This is a genomic window from Hymenobacter sp. (assembly GCF_036388155.1).
In the GTDB taxonomy this organism is placed as follows: Bacteria; Bacteroidota; Bacteroidia; order Cytophagales; family Hymenobacteraceae; genus Hymenobacter.
This window is the reverse complement of the sequence record NZ_DASVSI010000130.1, coordinates 1-17918: the sequence shown is the minus strand read 5'-3', so window position 1 is coordinate 17918 and position 17918 is coordinate 1. Positions and strand designations below refer to the sequence as shown.

At 60.8% G+C, this 17918-nt stretch carries 11 protein-coding genes; 6 read left to right on the top strand and 5 right to left on the bottom strand.

The genetic code is table 11. The features are described 5' to 3' along the window. Positions 1-114: 114 nt before the first annotated feature. The 4 genes from VF629_RS18245 (at position 115) to acs (ending at position 7392) form a co-directional block, all read left to right on the top strand. Positions 115-2934, top strand: coding sequence for a sensor histidine kinase (locus VF629_RS18245; RefSeq protein WP_331059933.1), 2820 nt, complete (start codon positions 115-117; stop codon positions 2932-2934). A 38-nt stretch (positions 2935-2972) separates the two neighbouring features. Then, on the top strand, positions 2973-3350 hold the full coding sequence (locus tag VF629_RS18240) for a response regulator (RefSeq protein WP_331059932.1): 378 nt from the start codon (positions 2973-2975) through the stop codon (positions 3348-3350). A 79-nt stretch (positions 3351-3429) separates the two neighbouring features. Then, on the top strand, positions 3430-5352 hold the full coding sequence (locus tag VF629_RS18235; protein ID WP_331059931.1) for an AMP-binding protein: 1923 nt from the start codon (positions 3430-3432) through the stop codon (positions 5350-5352). Positions 5353-5478: 126 nt separating this feature from the next. Continuing rightward, complete coding sequence (acs, locus tag VF629_RS18230) at positions 5479-7392, top strand: acetate--CoA ligase (RefSeq protein WP_331059930.1); 1914 nt, start codon at positions 5479-5481, stop codon at positions 7390-7392. 234 nt (positions 7393-7626) lie between these two features. Here acs and VF629_RS18225 read toward each other — a convergent pair whose 3' ends face one another. From VF629_RS18225 to VF629_RS18205, 5 genes are all read right to left on the bottom strand, one after another. Next, positions 7627-8178 carry a hypothetical protein gene (locus tag VF629_RS18225; protein WP_331059929.1) on the bottom strand — a complete coding sequence of 184 codons (552 nt, stop codon included), beginning with the start codon at positions 8176-8178 and terminating at the stop codon, positions 7627-7629. 11 nt (positions 8179-8189) lie between these two features. After that, the gene (locus tag VF629_RS18220; RefSeq protein WP_331059928.1) at positions 8190-9347 is read right to left on the bottom strand and encodes a zinc-dependent alcohol dehydrogenase; all 1158 of its coding nucleotides are present in this window, start codon (positions 9345-9347) and stop codon (positions 8190-8192) included. 263 nt (positions 9348-9610) lie between these two features. After that, a complete protein-coding gene (locus VF629_RS18215) occupies positions 9611-11134 on the bottom strand; it encodes an exonuclease domain-containing protein (RefSeq protein ID WP_331059927.1) in 1524 nt (507 codons plus the stop codon). A gap of 127 nt (positions 11135-11261) precedes the next feature. Next, positions 11262-11732: a PA2169 family four-helix-bundle protein gene (locus VF629_RS18210; protein WP_331059926.1), complete on the bottom strand. Its 471-nt coding sequence runs from the start codon at positions 11730-11732 to the stop codon at positions 11262-11264. 93 nt (positions 11733-11825) lie between these two features. Beyond that, a complete protein-coding gene (locus VF629_RS18205; RefSeq protein ID WP_331059925.1) occupies positions 11826-13019 on the bottom strand; it encodes an AI-2E family transporter in 1194 nt (397 codons plus the stop codon). Positions 13020-13223: 204 nt separating this feature from the next. Between VF629_RS18205 and VF629_RS18200 the strand changes: the two genes are divergently transcribed. Beyond that, positions 13224-15167, top strand: coding sequence for a DNA topoisomerase IV subunit B (locus VF629_RS18200; RefSeq protein WP_331059924.1), 1944 nt, complete (start codon positions 13224-13226; stop codon positions 15165-15167). Between the two features lie 808 nt (positions 15168-15975). Next, positions 15976-17918 (top strand): DNA gyrase/topoisomerase IV subunit A (locus VF629_RS18195; RefSeq protein ID WP_414653903.1); only part of this gene is annotated, 1943 nt, incomplete at its 3' end.

The window sequence follows — 17918 nt, the reverse complement described above, 5'->3', positions numbered from 1 at the left end:
CCAGCTATTTGTTGCGCAAAGACAATGGGTGAATGGGTGAATGGGTGAATGCTCGACTAATACCAAACCGAGCATTCACCCATTCACCCATTCACCCATTCACCCATTGAAACCATGTCCAAGCTGCTCGTCATCGGCTTTTCGTTTGGCTACCTGGCCCTGCTGTTTGGCGTGGCCTACGCGGCGGAGCGTCGCTCGGCCGCGCGAAAAAGCTTGGTGAGCAACCCCTACGTCTACGCCCTGAGCATGGCCGTGTACTGCACCGCCTGGACGTATTATGGCAGCGTGGGGCGGGCCGCCCACCACGGCCTCGAGTTCGTGAGCATCTACATCGGGCCCACGCTGCTGGCCCCGGCCTGGTGGCTGGTGCTGCGCAAAATCATTCGGGTGTGTCGGCAGCAGCGCCTCACTTCCATCGCCGACTTTATCTCGGCCCGCTACGGCAAAAGCGCCTCGCTCGGCGCCCTGGTTACGGCCGTGTGCGTGCTGGGCGTAGTGCCCTACATTGCCCTGCAAATCAAAGCCATTGCGGCCTCCTTCGTCACCATGACGGGGAGCGGGGCGGGCGTGGGCGGGCCGGCGGCCACCACGGCCCTTTACACCACGGGGGCCCTGGCCGTGTTCACCATCCTGTTCGGGGTGCGTTCGGTGGAAGCCACCGAGCGGCACGAGGGCATTGTGCTGGCCGTGGCCGTGGAGAGCTTGCTCAAGCTAGTGGCTTTTCTGGCGTTGGGCATCTTCGTCACGTTTGGGCTTTTTGATGGGTTTTCGGACGTGTTCGACCAAGCGGCGGCCGTGCCCGCGCTGCGCCAGTTGTTTACCCTGCGCGACAGCGGCACCACCGGCGCGGCCTGGCTGACGCTGCTGGTGCTCAGCATGTCGGCGGTGCTGCTGTTGCCCCGGCAATTCCAAGTAGCAGTGGTGGAAAACGTGGATGAAAACCACCTCCGCAAGGCCATGTGGCTGTTTCCGCTCTACCTCATCGTCATCAACTTGTTTGTGTTGCCGGTGGCGTTTGCCGGCATGCTGCGCCTGGGCGGCACCGGGCTCGACGCCGACACCTACGTGCTGGCCCTGCCGCTGGCCGCGGGGCAGTCAGGGTTGGCGCTGTTCACTTACCTGGGGGGCTTATCGGCGGCCAGCAGCATGATTATCGTCGAAACCATTGCCTTGAGCGTGATGATGAGCAACCACTTGCTCATGCCGCTGCTGGTGCGGGTGCCGGCCAGTCAGCCCGCGCTGCAAACCCGGTGGTTTGCCTACCTCGGCCGGGTGGCGTTGCAAAGCCGCCGGCTGGCCGTGGTAGCGGTGCTGCTGCTGGCCTACGGCTACTACGCGGTGGTGGGCAAAACCCTGCCGCTCGTGAACACGGGGCTGGTTTCGTTTGCCGCGGTGGCGCAGTTTGTTCCCGCCGTGCTAGGGGGGCTGTACTGGAAAGGCGGCACCCGCCGCGGGGCCACGGTGGGCCTGTTGGCGGGGTTTGGGGTGTGGTTTTTTACGCTGGTGCTTCCCACGCTGGTGGGCCCGGGCCGGCTGCCCGAGACGGTTCTGACGGAGGGCGTGGGCGGCATCGGGGCTTTGCGGCCATTCGCTCTGTTTGGGCTCGAAGGGCTCGATTACCTATCGCATGGCTTGTTTTGGAGCTGGTTCTTCAACATTGGCTTGTACGTGGGCGTGTCCATGGCCGAGCCGCCCACGGCGCTGGAGCTCCGGCAGGCCGACGTATTCGTGGACGTGTTCAGCCGCCGCAGCCTGGCCGAAGAAGTGGCCGGCTGGCAGGGCCGCACACCCTTCCCCGACGTGCGCGCGCTGCTGCTGGGCTTCCTGGGGAAGAAACGCACCAACCAGGCCCTGCGCACCTTCGCCAACCGCTTTCCCGACGCCCTGCCGCCGGAAGGCGAGGCCACTTCCTCGCAAGAAGCGTCACTGGCGCCGGCCACGCCCGCCGACCCGCGCCTGCTGACTTACGCCGAAAAGTTGCTGGCGGGCAGCCTCGGCCCTGCGTCGGCCCGCATGTTGGTGGCCTCGGTGGCGGGTGCGGAGCAAATCAGCTACGACAACGTGGTGGGCATTTTGAAAGAGAGCCAGCAGCTGCTCGAAGCCAACCGCCAGTTGCAAAAGCAGTCGCGGCAGTTGCAGCGCCTAACCGACGAACTCCGCGCGGCCTACGACCAGCTGCAGGCCCTGGACCACCAAAAAGACGAATTCCTCTACACCGTGACGCACGAGCTGCGCACGCCGCTGACCAGCATTCGGGCCCTGGCCGAAATTCTGGCTGACAATCCGGGCCTGGAAGAAGCCGAGCGGCAGCGCTTCCAGCTCACCATTTCGCGTGAGGCCGAGCGCCTGACCCGTCTCATTTCCCTGGTCCTGGACCTGGAGAAATTCGAGTCCGGCCAAGCCGTTCTGGAACTGACGCCCGTGCCCGTGCCTGACCTGCTGGAAGAGGCCGTGGAGGCCGTGGGCCAGCTGTTGCGCGACAAATCCATCACCCTCACGGTGGACCTGCCCACGGGCCTACCTGCTCTGGCCGGCGACCGCGACCGCCTGATGCAGGTGCTCGTCAATCTGCTCTCCAACGCCATCAAAGCCTGCCGTGCCGACGGCTCCGGGGCCATCCAGGTGCAGGTAACGGGTGAGGCGCAACCCCACGGGGTCAGCCGCCCGGCCGCCCATCCTTCCGTGCTCACGCTGGTGGTGGCCGACAACGGCAAGGGCATTGCCGCCGCCGAGCAGGAGCACATTTTCGAGAAGTTCTTTCAGGCCCGCCACCAAACCATCCGCAAGCCCGAGGGCACGGGCCTGGGCCTGGCCATCACCAAAAAGATTGTTGACCTGCACCACGGCCGGCTGTGGGTGGAAAGCCAGCCCGACCACGGCGCCACCTTCTACGTCGAGCTGCCCGTGGCCGAAGTGCCCGAATTAGTAAGCTAGCCTATCCTCTCTTCCTTCTCGTCGCCTACCCATGAAATATGAAAACGCCGCACATTCTAATTGTTGACGACGAGCCCAATATCGTGATGTCATTGGAGTTTTTGATGCGCAAAAACGGCTTCCAGGTTGGCATTGCCCGCAACGGGACCGAGGCCCTGGCCGCCATTGCCCACACCCATTACGACTTGGTGCTGCTCGACGTGATGATGCCCGACGTCGACGGCTACCAGGTGTGCCAGCAGCTGCGCCAGCACCCCGAGCAAGCCGGCACCAAAGTCATTTTCCTCTCGGCCAAGAGCCGCGACGCCGACGTGAAGCGCGGCTATGAAGTTGGGGCCGATTTGTATATTCCCAAACCATTCAGCACGCGCCAGCTCATGGAAAAAGTGCGCGAGTTGCTGGGCGTCGCAGCGTAGCGCGGACTTTTAGTCCGCGTGTGATTTGCCCCGACCTATTCATCCGCGGACTAAAAGTCCGCGCTACATCCCACCCGCCATGAAACCTGCTTGCTCTTACGCCGCGACCCATGCCGCCAGCCTGGCCGACCCGGCGGGTTTCTGGGGCGCCCAGGCCGCACATCTGCTGTGGAAAACCCGGCCCACTCACGTGTTGAGCTGCGACGATAAGGGCGCGTATACCTGGTTCCGAGACGGGGAGCTAAACACCTCGTTCCTCTGCCTCGATTACCACGTGCATCAGGGCCGCGCTGAGCAAGCGGCGCTCATCTACGACTCGCCGGTTACTGAGACGTTGCGGACCTATACCTACGGCGAGCTGCTGGACCAGACCGCCCGTTTTGCCGGCGGCCTCCGCGGCCTGGGCGTCACGGTGGGCGACCGGGTCATCATCTATATGCCCAACATGCCCGAGGCGGTGGTGGCCATGCTGGCTTGCGCGCGCATTGGGGCCATTCATTCGGTGGTGTTTGGGGGTTTTGCGCCGCACGAGCTGGCTGTGCGCATCGACGATGCCCAGCCGCGGGTCATCATTTGCGCGGCGGGCGGCAAGGAGTTCGACCGCGTCATTCCCTACAAGCCGTTGGTGGAGGAAGCCCTTGCCAAAGCCACCCACCAACCCGCCCATGTGGTGGTGTGCCAGCGGGAGTTTGTGACAGCCGACCTGCGGCCGGACCGCGACATCGACTACCAAACCCTGCTGCAAGCCGACGCCGTGCCAGCCGTGCCCGTGCCGGCCACCCATCCGCTTTACATTCTGTACACCAGCGGCACCACCGGCCGGCCCAAGGGCGTGGTGCGCGACCACGGTGGGCACGCCGTAGCGCTGCACTTTAGCATGCGCGCCGTTTACGACCTGGCCCCCGGCGAGGTCATGTTCACCGGTTCCGACATTGGGTGGGCTGTGGGGCATTCGTACATCGTGTACGGGCCGCTGCTGCGGGGCTGCACCAGCGTGCTCTTCGAAGGCAAGCCCGTGCGCACCCCCGACGCCGGCACCTTTTGGCGGCTTGTGCACCAGCACCACGCGCGAGTGATGTTCACAGCGCCCACGGCCATTCGGGCCATCAAGAAGGAAGACCCCGACGGCGCCCTCGCCCGCCAGTACGACCTTGGCGGCCTGCGCCACCTCTTTCTGGCCGGCGAGCGGTGCGACCCCGCCACCTACGAGTGGGCCCAACAGCTACTGGGCGTGCCCGTGGTCGACCACTGGTGGCAAACCGAGTCGGGCTGGCCCATGCTGGCCACCCTGACAGGGCTGGAAGGAATGCCGCTGCCCCGCGCGGGCAGCGCCGGCCACCCCGTGCCGGGCTACAATGTGCAGATTCTCGACGAAAGCGGGCAGCCGGTGCCCTTCGGCACCACCGGCTTGGTAGCCGTGAAGCTGCCGCTGCCGCCCGGCTGCTTCCCCACGCTGTGGCGCGATGAGGAGCGGTACCAAGCCTACCTGAGCACCTTCCCGGGGTATTACTTGAGCGGCGACGGCGGCTACCGCGACCACGAAGGCTACACCTACATCATGGGCCGGGTTGACGACGTTATCAACGTGGCCGGCCACCGCCTCAGCACCGGCGAAATTGAAGAGATACTGGCGGCGCACCCGGCCGTGGCCGAATGCGCCGTGCTCGGCATCGCCGACCCGCTCCGGGGGCAAGTGCCCGTGGGGTTGGTGGTGCTGAAAGACGGCCAGGCAGTGGAAGAGGCAGCCGTGGAGCAAGAACTGGTGGCGGCCGTTCGGGGCCGCATTGGCGCGCTGGCCTGCTTTCGCCAGGTGCTGGTGGTGAAACGGCTTCCCAAAACCCGCTCCGGCAAAATCCTCCGCAAAACCCTGCGCCAACTGGCCGATGGGGAAGATTTTGCCATGCCCGCCACCATCGACGACCCCCTCATCCTCGAAGAAATACGCGCCGGCATGCACCGTCGCAGCATCGGGGCAGCTTTCGAAACCGAAATAAAAATGTAAATGGTCGTGCAGAGCGCAGCATCTCGCGTGCAATCAGTAAGTAGTTGCCCCGAACGATATGCTTCGCTGTGCTCTGCACGACGCTCTTTCAATTCACCACTTCACCATTTCACCTTCTCACCGCCCATGTCTGTTACGCGCACCCGCACCCTCGAAGAATACCACGCCGATTACCAGCACTCCGTCGAGGACCCGGACGGGTTTTGGGCCGCCGCCGCCGAGCCCTTTACGTGGCGCAAAAAGTGGGACACCGTGCGCGGCGGCGAGTTTTCGCCGGCCGGGGCCAGCACCTGGTACGCCGGGGCCACCCTCAACATCACCGAGAACTGCTTGGACCGCCACCTCGCGCAGCGAGCCAACAAGCTGGCCATCATCTTCGAGCCCAACGACCCCAAAACCCGCCACCTGCGTCTGACCTACCGCGAGCTGCACGAGCAGGTGTGCCAGTTTGCCAACGTGCTCCTGAAAAACGGCGTGCAAAAGGGCGACCGCGTGGTGCTCTACCTGCCCATGATTCCGCAGCTGGCGGTGGCCGTGCTGGCTTGTGCCCGGATAGGCGCGGTGCACGGCGTGATATTCGCCGGCTTTTCGGCCACCGCCATTGCCGACCGTATCAACGACGCTGATGCCGCCTTCGTGCTCACGGCCGACGGCCTGAACCGCGGCGCCAAGCAAATTCCCGTGAAAAGCGTGGTCGATGAAGCCTTGCTGCATTGCCCCTCGGTGCGCCGCGTCATTGTGGTGGAGCACACCGGCTGGCCCGTGCAGTGGCGCAACGGCCGCGACGTGTGGTACCACGAGGAAGTGAGGGACGTAGAAAAGGAATGCCCCGCCGTCGAGATGGCCGCCGAAGACCCGCTGTTCATCCTCTACACCAGCGGCAGCACCGGCAAGCCCAAGGGCGTGGTGCACACCCAAGCCGGCTACATGGTGTGGGCCGACTACACGTTCCGCAACGTGTTTCAGATTGAAGAAAACGACGTGTACTGGTGCACCGCCGACCTGGGCTGGGTCACGGGCCACACCTATGGCCTCTACGGCCCGCTGCTGGCTGGCAGCACCACGCTCATGTTCGAGGGCGTGCCCACGTTCCCGTCGCCGGGCCGGTTCTGGGAGGTGATTGACAAGCATTACGTCACCGTTTTTTACACCGCGCCCACGGCCATTCGCTCCCTCATGGCCGCGCCGCTCGACCATGTGCTGGCTTACTCGCTCAGCAGCCTGCGCATCCTGGGGTCGGTGGGGGAGCCCATCAACGAGGAAGCCTGGCACTGGTACCACCAGCACGTGGGCAAAGGCCGCTGCCCCATCGTGGACACGTGGTGGCAAACCGAAACCGGCGGCATCATGATTTCGGCCCTGGCCGGCATCACGCCTTCGGTGCCGGCCCGGGCGGGCCTCCCGCTGCCCGGCGTGCAGCCGGTGCTGCTCAACCAAGACGGCACCGAAATCGAAGGAAACGACCAGGAGGGCTACCTCGCCATCAAGGCCAGCTGGCCGGGCGTTATCCGCACGACTTGGGGCGACCACGAGCGCGCCCGCCAGACTTATTTCCAGCCTTACCCCGGCTACTATTTCACCGGTGATGGTGCCCGGCGCGACGAAAACGGGCTCTACCGCATCATTGGCCGCGTCGACGACGTCATCAATGTATCGGGCCACCGCTTCGGCACGGCCGAGATTGAGAATGCCATCAACGAAAGCGAGTTTGTGGTGGAAAGCGCCGTGGTGGGCTACCCGCACGATGTGAAAGGGCAGGGCATTTACGCCTACGTCATTTGTCAGCACGGCGTGCCTACCACAGACCTCGACATCCAGCGCACCGAAGCCAGCATCATCGAGGCCGTGGTGGCCCAGATTGGCCGCATCGCCAAGCCCGACAAAATTCAGCTCGTGTCGGGCCTGCCCAAAACCCGCTCCGGCAAAATCATGCGCCGCATCTTGCGCAAAGTGGCCGAAGGCGAAACCAGCAACCTCGGCGACGTGACCACCCTGCTCGACCCGCTGGTGGTGGATGAGATATTAGCGGGCAAGAAATAAACGCAATGACAGCTAAGTGCCCGCACAGCAATGCCCGTACTTCTTAGCCGTCATGTCGAGCGCAGCCGAGACATCTCGCCTCGGAAAACTACTTACTTCCCCACGCGAGATGATTCGACTCCGCTCAGCATGACGTTTTTTAAGTCTAGTGGTTGTTTACTTGTTTAGTAAACCGCAATAAAAAAGCCGGCCCATATGGGCCGGCTTTTTTATTGCGGTTAAGGCTTTTCGCTTTTACAGGCTCACCATGCGGGGCTTGCTGGCCGATTTGTATTTGCCAGTGGCGCTGGCTTTGTGCGAACGTCCGTTCTTGGGCAAGGCGAGGTACACCAAGCCAGCGGTTACGGCCGCCGCGGTGGCAATCTTGACCAGCATGCCGCTGAGGTCGTGCTTCCACTGGGCGTTGTAGCCTTTCTCGGCCCAGATGTTGGGCACCGTGCCTTTCGAAATGTCTTCAATAATGCCTTCCACGACGTTGATTTTGTCGGCCGCAAGCAGCGGAAGCCAGTGCAGGTACTCGTTTTCGCTGAACTTGAAAGCAAACCGCCGAATCATGCCGCTCAGGCCGGTAGGCGCGGGTGCGTTGCCCACCACGGCCGACAGGTTGGGCCGCTCAATGGAGTGGAGAACTTCGTGGTCGGGCACCTGTTGGGTGGGCCGTTGCCACGTGTAGCCGTCGTGTTCCTGGCCGGTCCGGTGGCGGTTGGGGTAGGTGGGTTCGTTTTTGGGGTCGGCGTCGATGCCCCAGCCCGGGATGTGGGCAAAATCTGCTGCTGTCTTTTCCATGAGGCGTGGGCTTAGCTGTTGGCGGTTGAGGGGATGAGCACGGGCTTGATGCAATTGTCAAGCTTAGCCGAGAAAAGGCGGTAGCCGTCGGCCACCTCTTCCAGCGGAATGCGGTGGGTGATGAGCTCGCTGGGCTTGAGTACCCCGCTCATCACGTGCTCGATGAGCCGGGGCAGGTGCCGCTTCACCGACGCTTGGTTGGCCCGAATGGTGAGGCCCTTGTTGAGCACGTTGCCAATGGGCACGAGGTTGTCGGTGGGGCCGTACACGCCCACAATCGAAATCACGCCGCCCTTGCGCACCGAGTTAATGGCCCAATGCACCGCCGTGGCCGAACCGGCCTGCAGCAGCGTCTTGCGCCCCGTAATCGTCTGCATCAGGTTGCCGGTGGCCTCGGCGCCCACGGCGTCGATGCAGGCATCCGGTCCAATCCAGTCGGTTTGTTTCTTGAGAAACACCACCGGGTCATCCATGTCGGTTTCGAAGTTGTAGGCTTCGCACTTGGCGAAGTTCTTGGCAAACTCCAGCCGGTAGTCGTACCGGTCGAGAATGATGACGCGGCCCGCGCCGAACAGCCAGCAGCACCGCGCGGCCATAATGCCCACGGGGCCCGCGCCAAATACCACCACCGTGTCGCCGGGCTGAATGCCCGCCATTTCGGCGGCCTGGTAGCCGGTGGGCGTCACGTCGGTGAGCATCACGGCGTCGTCGAGGCTCATTCCTTCCGGAATAATGGTGGGGCCAAAATTGGCGTAGGGCACGCGCACGTACTCGGCCTGCCCGCCTTGGTGGCCGCCGGCGGTGTGAGAGTAGCCAAAGATGCCGCCTACGGCCGTGGCTTCCGAGTTGGACTCGTGGCAGTTGCCGAACATGCCCTGCTTGCAGAAAATGCAGCGGCCACAGGCAATGTTGAAGGGGACCATCACGCGGTCGCCCACCTGCACTTCGGTCACTTCGGACCCGATTTCCACGATTTCGCCAATGAATTCGTGCCCAAACGTCGTGCCGACGCGGGTATCTGGCACGTTGCCGTTATACAAGTGCAGGTCGGAACCGCAAATACACGACCGCGTGACCCGCACAATGGCATCCTCGGGATGCTTGATTTCGGGCATCGGCTTCTGAACCGCGCGGACCCTTTTGGGGCCCCGGAAATCCATAGCTAACATAGGAAAGAAGGTAAGGTGGAAAGGAAGGAATGGTTGTCGGTCTACGGCCGCGCTTACCGGGCAGTAGAGCCCAAGTGCGGCATTTACCGACTTCAATTCTTACTCGCCCCCCCGCTATTGGTTGTCCTTATCCGTGTTGCCCGTCTGAAATACGTATTTACCCAAAAAGCACCTGGGACAAATACGGAGGCGCCAGAAAGGACCGCATCAGCCGGTACATGCCCTACTAGTGCACGCGCTCAACCACAAACTAGGGGATTAACCTACCCAAAAACCTTCACCCGCTCGCCCTTGCGCTTGGTGCGCAGGTGCTGCCGGATAATCTGCTGAATGTCCTTGTTATCGGTGTAAGGTTGAATGACGTCGCGGAAGTCGGCCAGCTTGCGCGCCGAAAACGACTCATCGACGTACGCGAAGCCGCGGTACCGGCCATTCTCCACCAGCACAATGCTCTTTTCCAACTCCGTGCGGCCCGGCCCAATCACCACAAAGGTTTCGTGCTCGTAGCTGATGCTGTCGATGGCCTCGTCCACGCGCAGGTTGTAGCTCTCCGGCGGCTCGAGGCCCACGCAGGCGCCCTGGCAGCGGTGTACTTGGTAGTCGAAGCAGCCGCCCGGCGTTTTGTACAAGCCGCACAGCTTTTGGCACAGGTTGTACTTGGCCACTTTGTGGTACAAAAACCCCTGGGCCTTAAACTGATTGCCCAGCGCGATGATGGGCACTTCGGCGTTGCGAGCGTCAGCCCGGCCGTAGGCGAGGCGCTTGTACCCTTGTTCATCAACCCGCAAATAGATGCCGGCCGGAAACACCGAGCGCCGCTGGGCCCGATTGTAGGCCGGCTTGAGTTGCTTAATGAGGTGCGACTCGTACAACAGGGCCACCAGCTCCGAGCCGGTCAGCTCCCAGGTAATGTCGGCAATGGAATTCTTGAACTCCAGGCTCTTGCGCGACTTCACGTCCACGGCAAAGTGCTGCTGAATGCGCTTGTAGATGTTGATGGACTTGCCCACGTAAATCACCTCGCCGGCCTTGTTGTGGAAGTAGTACACGCCCGTGGCCTGGGGCAGGCTGGCCACCAGTTCCGGCGACACCAGCGGCGGAATGAGCGCCGTGCGGATGGCCTCCTGCATGGCGGCCACGCGCTTGGGCTTGGGACTTTTGGTGCCATCGGGCCGGCGGCCGGCGGGGGCCAGCGCGTCCACGCGGGCCAGGGTGTGGCTGGTGTCGGTGCCGTGCGGCACGGTTTCGCTGTCCTGCGTAATCTTCAGCAGGCGGCCAAACAGCACGGCGGTGGCGTGCGCGTCGCCGGCGGCGCGGTGCCGGTTTTCCAGCGGAATGCCAATGTTCTGGCACAGCTTGCCGAGGCTGTAGCTCGGCTGGCCCGGAATGAGCGAGCGGCTCAGGCGCACGGTGCACAGCGTCTTGCGCGAGTAGTTGTAGCCCAGGTCGGCAAATTCCTTTTTCAGAAACGAGTAGTCGAAGCGCACGTTGTGGGCCACAAACACGCAGCCTTCGGTCATCTCCACCACCTTGCGGGCCACCTCATGGAACTTGGGCGCGTCGCTCACCATGTCGTTGGTAATGCCCGTGAGCTGCGTGATAAAGGGCGGAATCGCGCGCCCGGGGTTCAGCAGCGTGGCGTACTCGTCCACGATTTTCTCGCCGTCGTGAATGTAGATGGCGATTTCGGTGATGCGGTCCTGGGTGGGCTGCCCGCCGGTGGTCTCAAGGTCGATGATGGCGTACAAGTAGCGGCGCGGGAAGGTGGTCGGTCGGAAAGCTAACAAATTTAGCCCGGCAGAAGGTTGCACAAAAAAGGCAGCCCGCAGGGCTGCCTTTTTTAATGATTAGCGGCTAGTGTTTAAAGGGTAGTAGCAAGCAGTTTATTGACCACTAACCGTTGACCATTAACCATTATTTCACCTGGCCTTTCATCTGGGTTACCATGTTCTTGGCGTTCAGAATCTCGCTGCGCTGCTGCTCGATGATGCTCTTGGCCTGCATCGGTAAGTCAGCCGAGAGCGCGGTTTCGTAGGCTTTCAGGGCTACCGAGTCCCCGGTTTCGCACTCGCCCAGAATGGCGGTATCGCTTTGGCCAGTGATGGCTGATTTGATGTTTATCCAGCCGTGGTGCACGGCGGCGGCGGCGTCCGTCAGCACACCTTCCACGGTGTTGCCGTCCGTCACATTCAGGCCATATTGGCTGGCCTGCGACGTCAGTTCCGAAGCAAACTGGGCGCGCTGCTGCGAGAGGCGGCTCAATTCCGATTTCAATTGGGGGTTGCTTACGCCTTCGGCGGCTTCTTGGTAGCCTTTGGCGCCGGTTTTGTTGATTTCAACGAGGTCGTTGTAAGCGCGGGCGGTGTTCTCATTTGGCGTGGCCATAACGGAAGAAAGTTTTAGTGGAAGAAAGGTTGTGCCTATCTATACTGCAATGCCCGCCAAGTGGTTGCAAAAAATACGGGCTAGCTCCCGCCGTTAAATGCGCTTGAGCATGTGCCAGGCTTTGCCCAGCACGCTCGGTTTGTTGTCCGACCGGTCCTTTTTGGTGTCTTCGCCGTCGGTCACGTCGCCCAGCAAAAAGCCCCAGGGCTCGGTCGACTTGTTGGCGTCCAGCACCACCTTGATGACGGCCACCAGCGGAATGCTCAAAATCATACCCGGCGTGCCCCACAGCTCGCCGCCCAAAATCAGGGCAATGATGGCCGCCATGGGATTGATGCTCACTTTCGAGCCCGTAATCATGGGCGTGATGAAGTTGCCTTCCAGGAACTGCACCAGCACAAACACGCCCACAACCGCCGCCGCCTTGCCCGGCGAGCCCGTTTCGACCAGCGTAATCAATGCCGGAATGGTGGCCCCCACCATGATGCCGATGTAGGGAATAACGGCCAGCACCGACGCGAAAATGGCAAAGAAGATGGCAAACTTGACGTTGAGCAGCAGCAGCCCAATGCCGTTCAGCACCGACACAATCACAATCACCGTGAGCAGGCCCGAAATGTAGGCCTGCACCACGCTCTGAATGCTGTCCATGGTGTGCAGCACGCTGGTGCGGCGGTCGGGCGCCACAAACCGGAACATGAACTGCCGCATGTGGTCGCGGTAGTACAGAAAGCAGAAAATGTAAATGGGAATCAGCGTCACCACGCTCAGCACGCCCGCCGTGGTGCTGATGGTGCTGCCCAGAAAGCCGCCCGCCGACTTCTTGGCCGAGCTCAGCGACGAGTCAATTATCTCGTCCTTGCTCATCACGCGCATGCCAAACCGGTCGTGCAGCCACTGCTGGCCCTGGTCGAAGAAAACCACCAGCTTTTGCTGAATGAGCGGCAATTCGGCCCGCAAGTCCATGATTTGGGTGCCGAATAGAATGATGAGGCCCGCAATGCCGCCCACCAGGAGCAGTATGGCCACGATGATGGCCAGCACCCGCGGCCATTTTCGGCTTTCCAACTTGCTCACCAACGGCAGGAGCAAGGTGGCCAGCAGCGCCGCAAAAAACAGCGGCAGCAAGATGCCGTCGAGGCGACTGAGCACGAACACGAGCAACGAAAGCCCCACCAGGAGCAAGGTGTAGTGCACCACCGGCGCCAGCTTGGCTTCCGATGCCGCGCTGTTTTGTTGGGTGGCGTGGGCACGCGGAGTGCCGCGAGTAATGAGGGGAGGAAACATGAAGTCAGACGATTACCAATGAGGTGAGAAGAGGAGAGGGGCCACTGGGCCAAAAGAGCCACGTTTGAATGAACTCTGGCCGGCCCGGCGGCGTTGAAAAACTAATGCAATTAGTGAAGACGTGCTAAAGAAGCTGGCAGTATTTCTTGGCCTGCCGCCGATTTGTGCGTTATTTTACCACAAAACTGGAGAACAGTTGTCCCCATGAACGACGAACTACTTACCGAAGTCTCAGAACCGACCGTCAAAGCCGCCGACCACGGCTACAACGAAGACAGCATTCGCTCGCTCGATTGGCGCGAGCACATCCGTTTGCGACCGGGCATGTACATCGGCAAACTGGGCGACGGCTCTGCTTACGACGACGGCATCTACGTATTGGTAAAGGAAGTGGTCGACAACTGCATCGACGAACACGTCATGGGCCACGGCCGCACCATCGACATCAAGATTTCCGATTCTAAGGTGCAGGTGCGCGACTACGGCCGGGGCATTCCCCTGGGCAAGGTGGTCGACGTGGTGAGCAAAATCAACACCGGCGGCAAGTACGACTCCAAGGTTTTCCAGAAGTCTGTGGGCCTGAACGGCGTAGGTACCAAAGCGGTGAACGCGCTCAGCGGCTACTTCCTGGTGCAAAGCGTGCGCGAAGGCGTGATGAAGTCGGCCGAGTTTGCCCAGGGCAAGCTCGTGAGCGACCCCAAGCCCCAAAAAACCAGCCAGCGCAACGGCACCTTGGTCGTGTTCCAGCCCGACGACACAATTTTCAAGAACTACCGCTTCATCCCGGAGTACCTCGAAAATCAAATCTGGAACTACGTCTACCTCAACGCGGGCCTGACCATCAACTTCAACGGTCAGAAGTACTACTCCGAAAACGGCCTGCTCGATTTGCTCGCCCGCAAGGCCGACGTGGAGCACATCCGCTACCCCATCATCCACCTGAAAGGGCCAGACATTGAGATGGCCATGACGCACGGCAACGACTACGGCGAGGAGTACTACTCGTTCGTCAACGGCCAGTATACCACGCAGGGAGGTACGCACTTAGCGGCTTTCCGTGAAGCAGTGGTTAAAGCCGTGCGCGAGTTCTACAAGAAGGATTATGACGCTGCCGACATCCGGGCCAGCATCATTGCGGCCATTTCGGTGCGGGTGCAGGAGCCCGTGTTCGAAAGCCAGACCAAGACCAAGCTGGGCTCGGTGAACATGGGCGAGGACGGCCCCACGGTGCGCGGCTTCATCGTCGATTTTGTCAAAGACAACCTCGACAATTACCTGCACAAAAATCCGAAAGTAGCGGAGGACCTGCGCAAGCGCATCGAGCAGAGCGAGCGGGAGCGCAAGGACATGGCCGGCGTGAAAAAGCTAGCCAATCAGCGCGCTAAAAAGGCTAACCTGCACAACCGCAAGCTGCGCGACTGCCGCTTCCACCTGGGCGAAAACGCCAAGGACGGCGCCGAAAAAGAGCTGCTCACCACGCTCTTCATCACCGAGGGTGACTCGGCTTCGGGCAGCATCACCAAGAGCCGCAACGTGGAGCTGGAGGCCGTCTTTAGCCTGCGCGGCAAGCCGCTGAACTGCTTTGGGCTGAAAAAGAAAATCGTGTACGAGAACGAAGAGCTCAACCTGCTCCAGCACGCGCTCAACATCGAGGAAGGCATCGAGCACCTGCGCTACAACCGCGTGGTGGTGGCCACCGACGCCGACGTCGACGGCATGCACATCCGCCTGCTGCTGCTCACGTTCTTCCTGCAGTTCTTCCCCGACCTGGTGCGCAACGGCCACGTGTTTATCTTGGAAACGCCGCTTTTCCGGGTGCGCAACAAGAAGGAAACCATCTATTGCTACAACGAGCAGGAAAAACAGAACGCCATGCGCAAGCTGGGCCGCAACCCCGAAATCACGCGCTTTAAAGGCTTGGGCGAGATTTCGCCGGAGGAGTTCGGCAAGTTTATCGGCGAAAACATCAAGCTCGAGCCCGTCATCCTGCAGTCGGACCGCAGCATCCAGCAGGTGCTGACCTATTACATGGGCAAAAACACGCCCGCCCGGCAGGAATTCATCATCGACAATCTACGCCTGGAAAAAGACCTCATCACTTCCGACGTGCTCCCGGTGGCCGAAGTCCTTGAAGAAGACCTGGCTTAAACGGCCGTCGTCAGCGTGCTGAAATAAGAGCATAAGCCCCAGCCGAACCCTCCGGTTGGGGCTTTTGCTCTTATTTCCGTTACATACCGCGGCTGTATGTAGCACGCAGGAATAGCTTCGTCCATTGAGCTAAAAGTAAGTAAAATTCAGCGACAACAGCCGCGATAAGCTTCATTTGAAGCATCATAAATAGAAGGGATTTAATGTTTGTTGTTTGGGGATGATTATTTTTTTGTGTAGGTTTGAACCGCCGGCCAGGGGTAGACTGGTCGGCAAATTCCACGGAAAAGCCCGCGCCATTGGTGCGGGCTTTTTTCGTTTGGATTCTTCGCAGCCTAATGCCGAGCTTGAACCTTGCCAATATTTAGCGCAACAAACTATTTTAATTAGCTTGAAAATCGACAATAATTACGGTAATTTGGGTTGTTAAGACAGATAATCGTCTTCTGCTATCGGTTTGATGTAAATCGAATGGGCTAAATATTTTGGGAACCTTTTGTCTTCGGTTACCATTGTATTTTGTTGCGCTCCGCGCTGTTTCCGGTATTTTTGACGGCACTCCGCCGACCTCTCTCGTTTTCCAGTGGCTACTCTCGATACTCCTGCTTCCGACGCTCCCGACCAAAACTATCTCCAGCCCGGCGACTCGGTAGATTTTGACCTCACGGCTTTTTCGCCCAACGCGGCGGCTGACGCTGAAGAAGAAGCCGGTTTTGCTGACCAAGCCGCCCCGGAGTCTGACGTGACTGTGGCGGTGAGCAGCGACTTGTTTGGCGCCCTGCCCACCGTGCACGTGGCCGCCGATACCGTGCCCGAACCCGAAACCGAGGAAGAGCCCAAGTTTGCGCCCGGCGAAACCATTCACGACGTGGCCACGGTGAAGGGCATGTACCAGAACTGGTTTCTGGACTATGCCTCGTACGTTATTCTGGAGCGGGCCGTGCCGGCCATTGAAGACGGCCTCAAGCCCGTGCAGCGGCGCATTCTGCACGCCATGAAGGAGATGGACGACGGCCGCTTCAACAAAGTGGCCAACGTCATCGGCCAGACCATGCAGTACCACCCGCACGGCGACGCCAGCATCGGCGACGCCATGGTGAACCTCGGCCAGAAAGACTTGCTCATCGAAACCCAGGGCAACTGGGGCGACGTGCGCACCGGCGACGGTGCGGCGGCCCCCCGTTACATCGAGGCCCGCCTGAGCAAGTTTGCCCTCGACGTGGTGTTCAACCCCGACACCACCGAGTGGCAGCTGAGCTACGACGGCCGCAAGCGCGAGCCCACCACGCTGCCGGTCAAGTTTCCGCTGCTGCTCGCGCAGGGCGTGGAAGGCATTGCCGTGGGCCTGAGCACCAAGATTATGCCCCACAACTTCCGCGAGCTGTGCAAGGCCAGCATCGACGTGCTGCGGGGCAAGGAAGTGCAGCTGTTTCCGGACTTCTCGACCGGCGGCCTCTGCGACGTGAGCAACTACAACTCGGGCATGCGCGGCTCCAAAATCCGCCTGCGCGCCACCATCGAGAAGGTCGACAAAACGCTGCTCGTCATCCGCGACATTCCTTATGGCTCCACCACCACGGCGCTCATGGAAAGCATCGTGAAGGCCTCGGAAGCCAACAAAATCAAGATTAAGAAAGTGGTCGACAACACGGCCGCTGACGTGGAAATCCAGGTGCAGCTGCCCGCCGGCGTCTCGCCCGACCTGACCATGGACGCGCTGTACGCCTTCACCGACTGCGAAATCAGCATCTCGCCCAATACCTGCGTCATCATCGGCGACAAGCCCCGTTTTGTGGGCGTGGAAGACGTGCTGCGCCAAAGCACCAAAGCCACGGTGCGCCTGCTGGAGCGCGAGCTGGAAATCCGCCAGGACGAGCTGTGGGAAAAGTGGCATAACGCCTCGCTGGAGAAAATCTTCATTGAAAACCGCATTTACCGCAAAATTGAGGAGTGCGAAACGTGGGCCGAGATTCTCGAAACGATTGACAAGGGCCTGAAGAAGTTCGTGCGCATAGAAGGGGAGAAGGCCAAGGCCGACGACTCGCGCATTGTGCTCCGCCGCCCCATCGAGGAAGACGACCTGACGCGTCTGACCGAAATTCGCATCAAGCGTATCTCGAAATTTGACGGTTTCAAAGCCGACGAATACATCCAGAAACTCGAGGCCGAGCTGGCCGAAGTGGCCGACCACCTCGCCAACCTGACGCGCTACGCCATTCACTATTTCGAAGGGCTACTGAAGAAATACGGCGCCGGCCGCGAGCGCAAGACGCAGTTGCGCACCTTCGACGTGGTAACGGCCCAGAAAGTGGCCATTGCCAACCAGAAGCTGTACGTGAACTACGCCGACGGTTTTGTGGGCTACGGCCTGAAAAAGGACGAAAACGCCGTCACCATCTGCGACTGCTCGGACCTGGACGACATCATCGCCATCAAGCGCGACGGCACGTTCATGGTCACGAAAATTGCCGAAAAAACCTTTGTGGGCAAGGACGTGCTGCACGTGGGCGTGTACAATAAGAACGACGACCGCCTGGTGTACAACATGGTGTATTTGGACGGGGCGTCGGGTATTTCGTTTGCCAAGCGCTTCCTCGTGTCGGGCATCACCCGCGACAAAACCTACGACCTCACCAAAGGCACCAAAGGCACCAAGACGCTTTACCTGACAGCCAATCCCAACTCGGAGTCGGAAATCGTGAGCATTCAGCTCTCGGACAAGGCCCCAGCGCGGGTTAAACAGTTCGATTT

Coding starts and splice junctions, on each gene's coding strand:
- VF629_RS18235 (WP_331059931.1), top strand. CDS start 3,430: ATGAAACCTGCTTGCTCTTACGCCGCGACCCATGCCGCCAGCCTGGCC.
- acs (WP_331059930.1), top strand. CDS start 5,479: ATGTCTGTTACGCGCACCCGCACCCTCGAAGAATACCACGCCGATTAC.
- VF629_RS18245 (WP_331059933.1), top strand. CDS start 115: ATGTCCAAGCTGCTCGTCATCGGCTTTTCGTTTGGCTACCTGGCCCTG.
- VF629_RS18210 (WP_331059926.1), bottom strand. CDS start 11,732: ATGGCCACGCCAAATGAGAACACCGCCCGCGCTTACAACGACCTCGTT.
- VF629_RS18225 (WP_331059929.1), bottom strand. CDS start 8,178: ATGGAAAAGACAGCAGCAGATTTTGCCCACATCCCGGGCTGGGGCATC.
- VF629_RS18240 (WP_331059932.1), top strand. CDS start 2,973: ATGAAAACGCCGCACATTCTAATTGTTGACGACGAGCCCAATATCGTG.
- VF629_RS18205 (WP_331059925.1), bottom strand. CDS start 13,019: ATGTTTCCTCCCCTCATTACTCGCGGCACTCCGCGTGCCCACGCCACC.
- VF629_RS18200 (WP_331059924.1), top strand. CDS start 13,224: ATGAACGACGAACTACTTACCGAAGTCTCAGAACCGACCGTCAAAGCC.
- VF629_RS18220 (WP_331059928.1), bottom strand. CDS start 9,347: ATGTTAGCTATGGATTTCCGGGGCCCCAAAAGGGTCCGCGCGGTTCAG.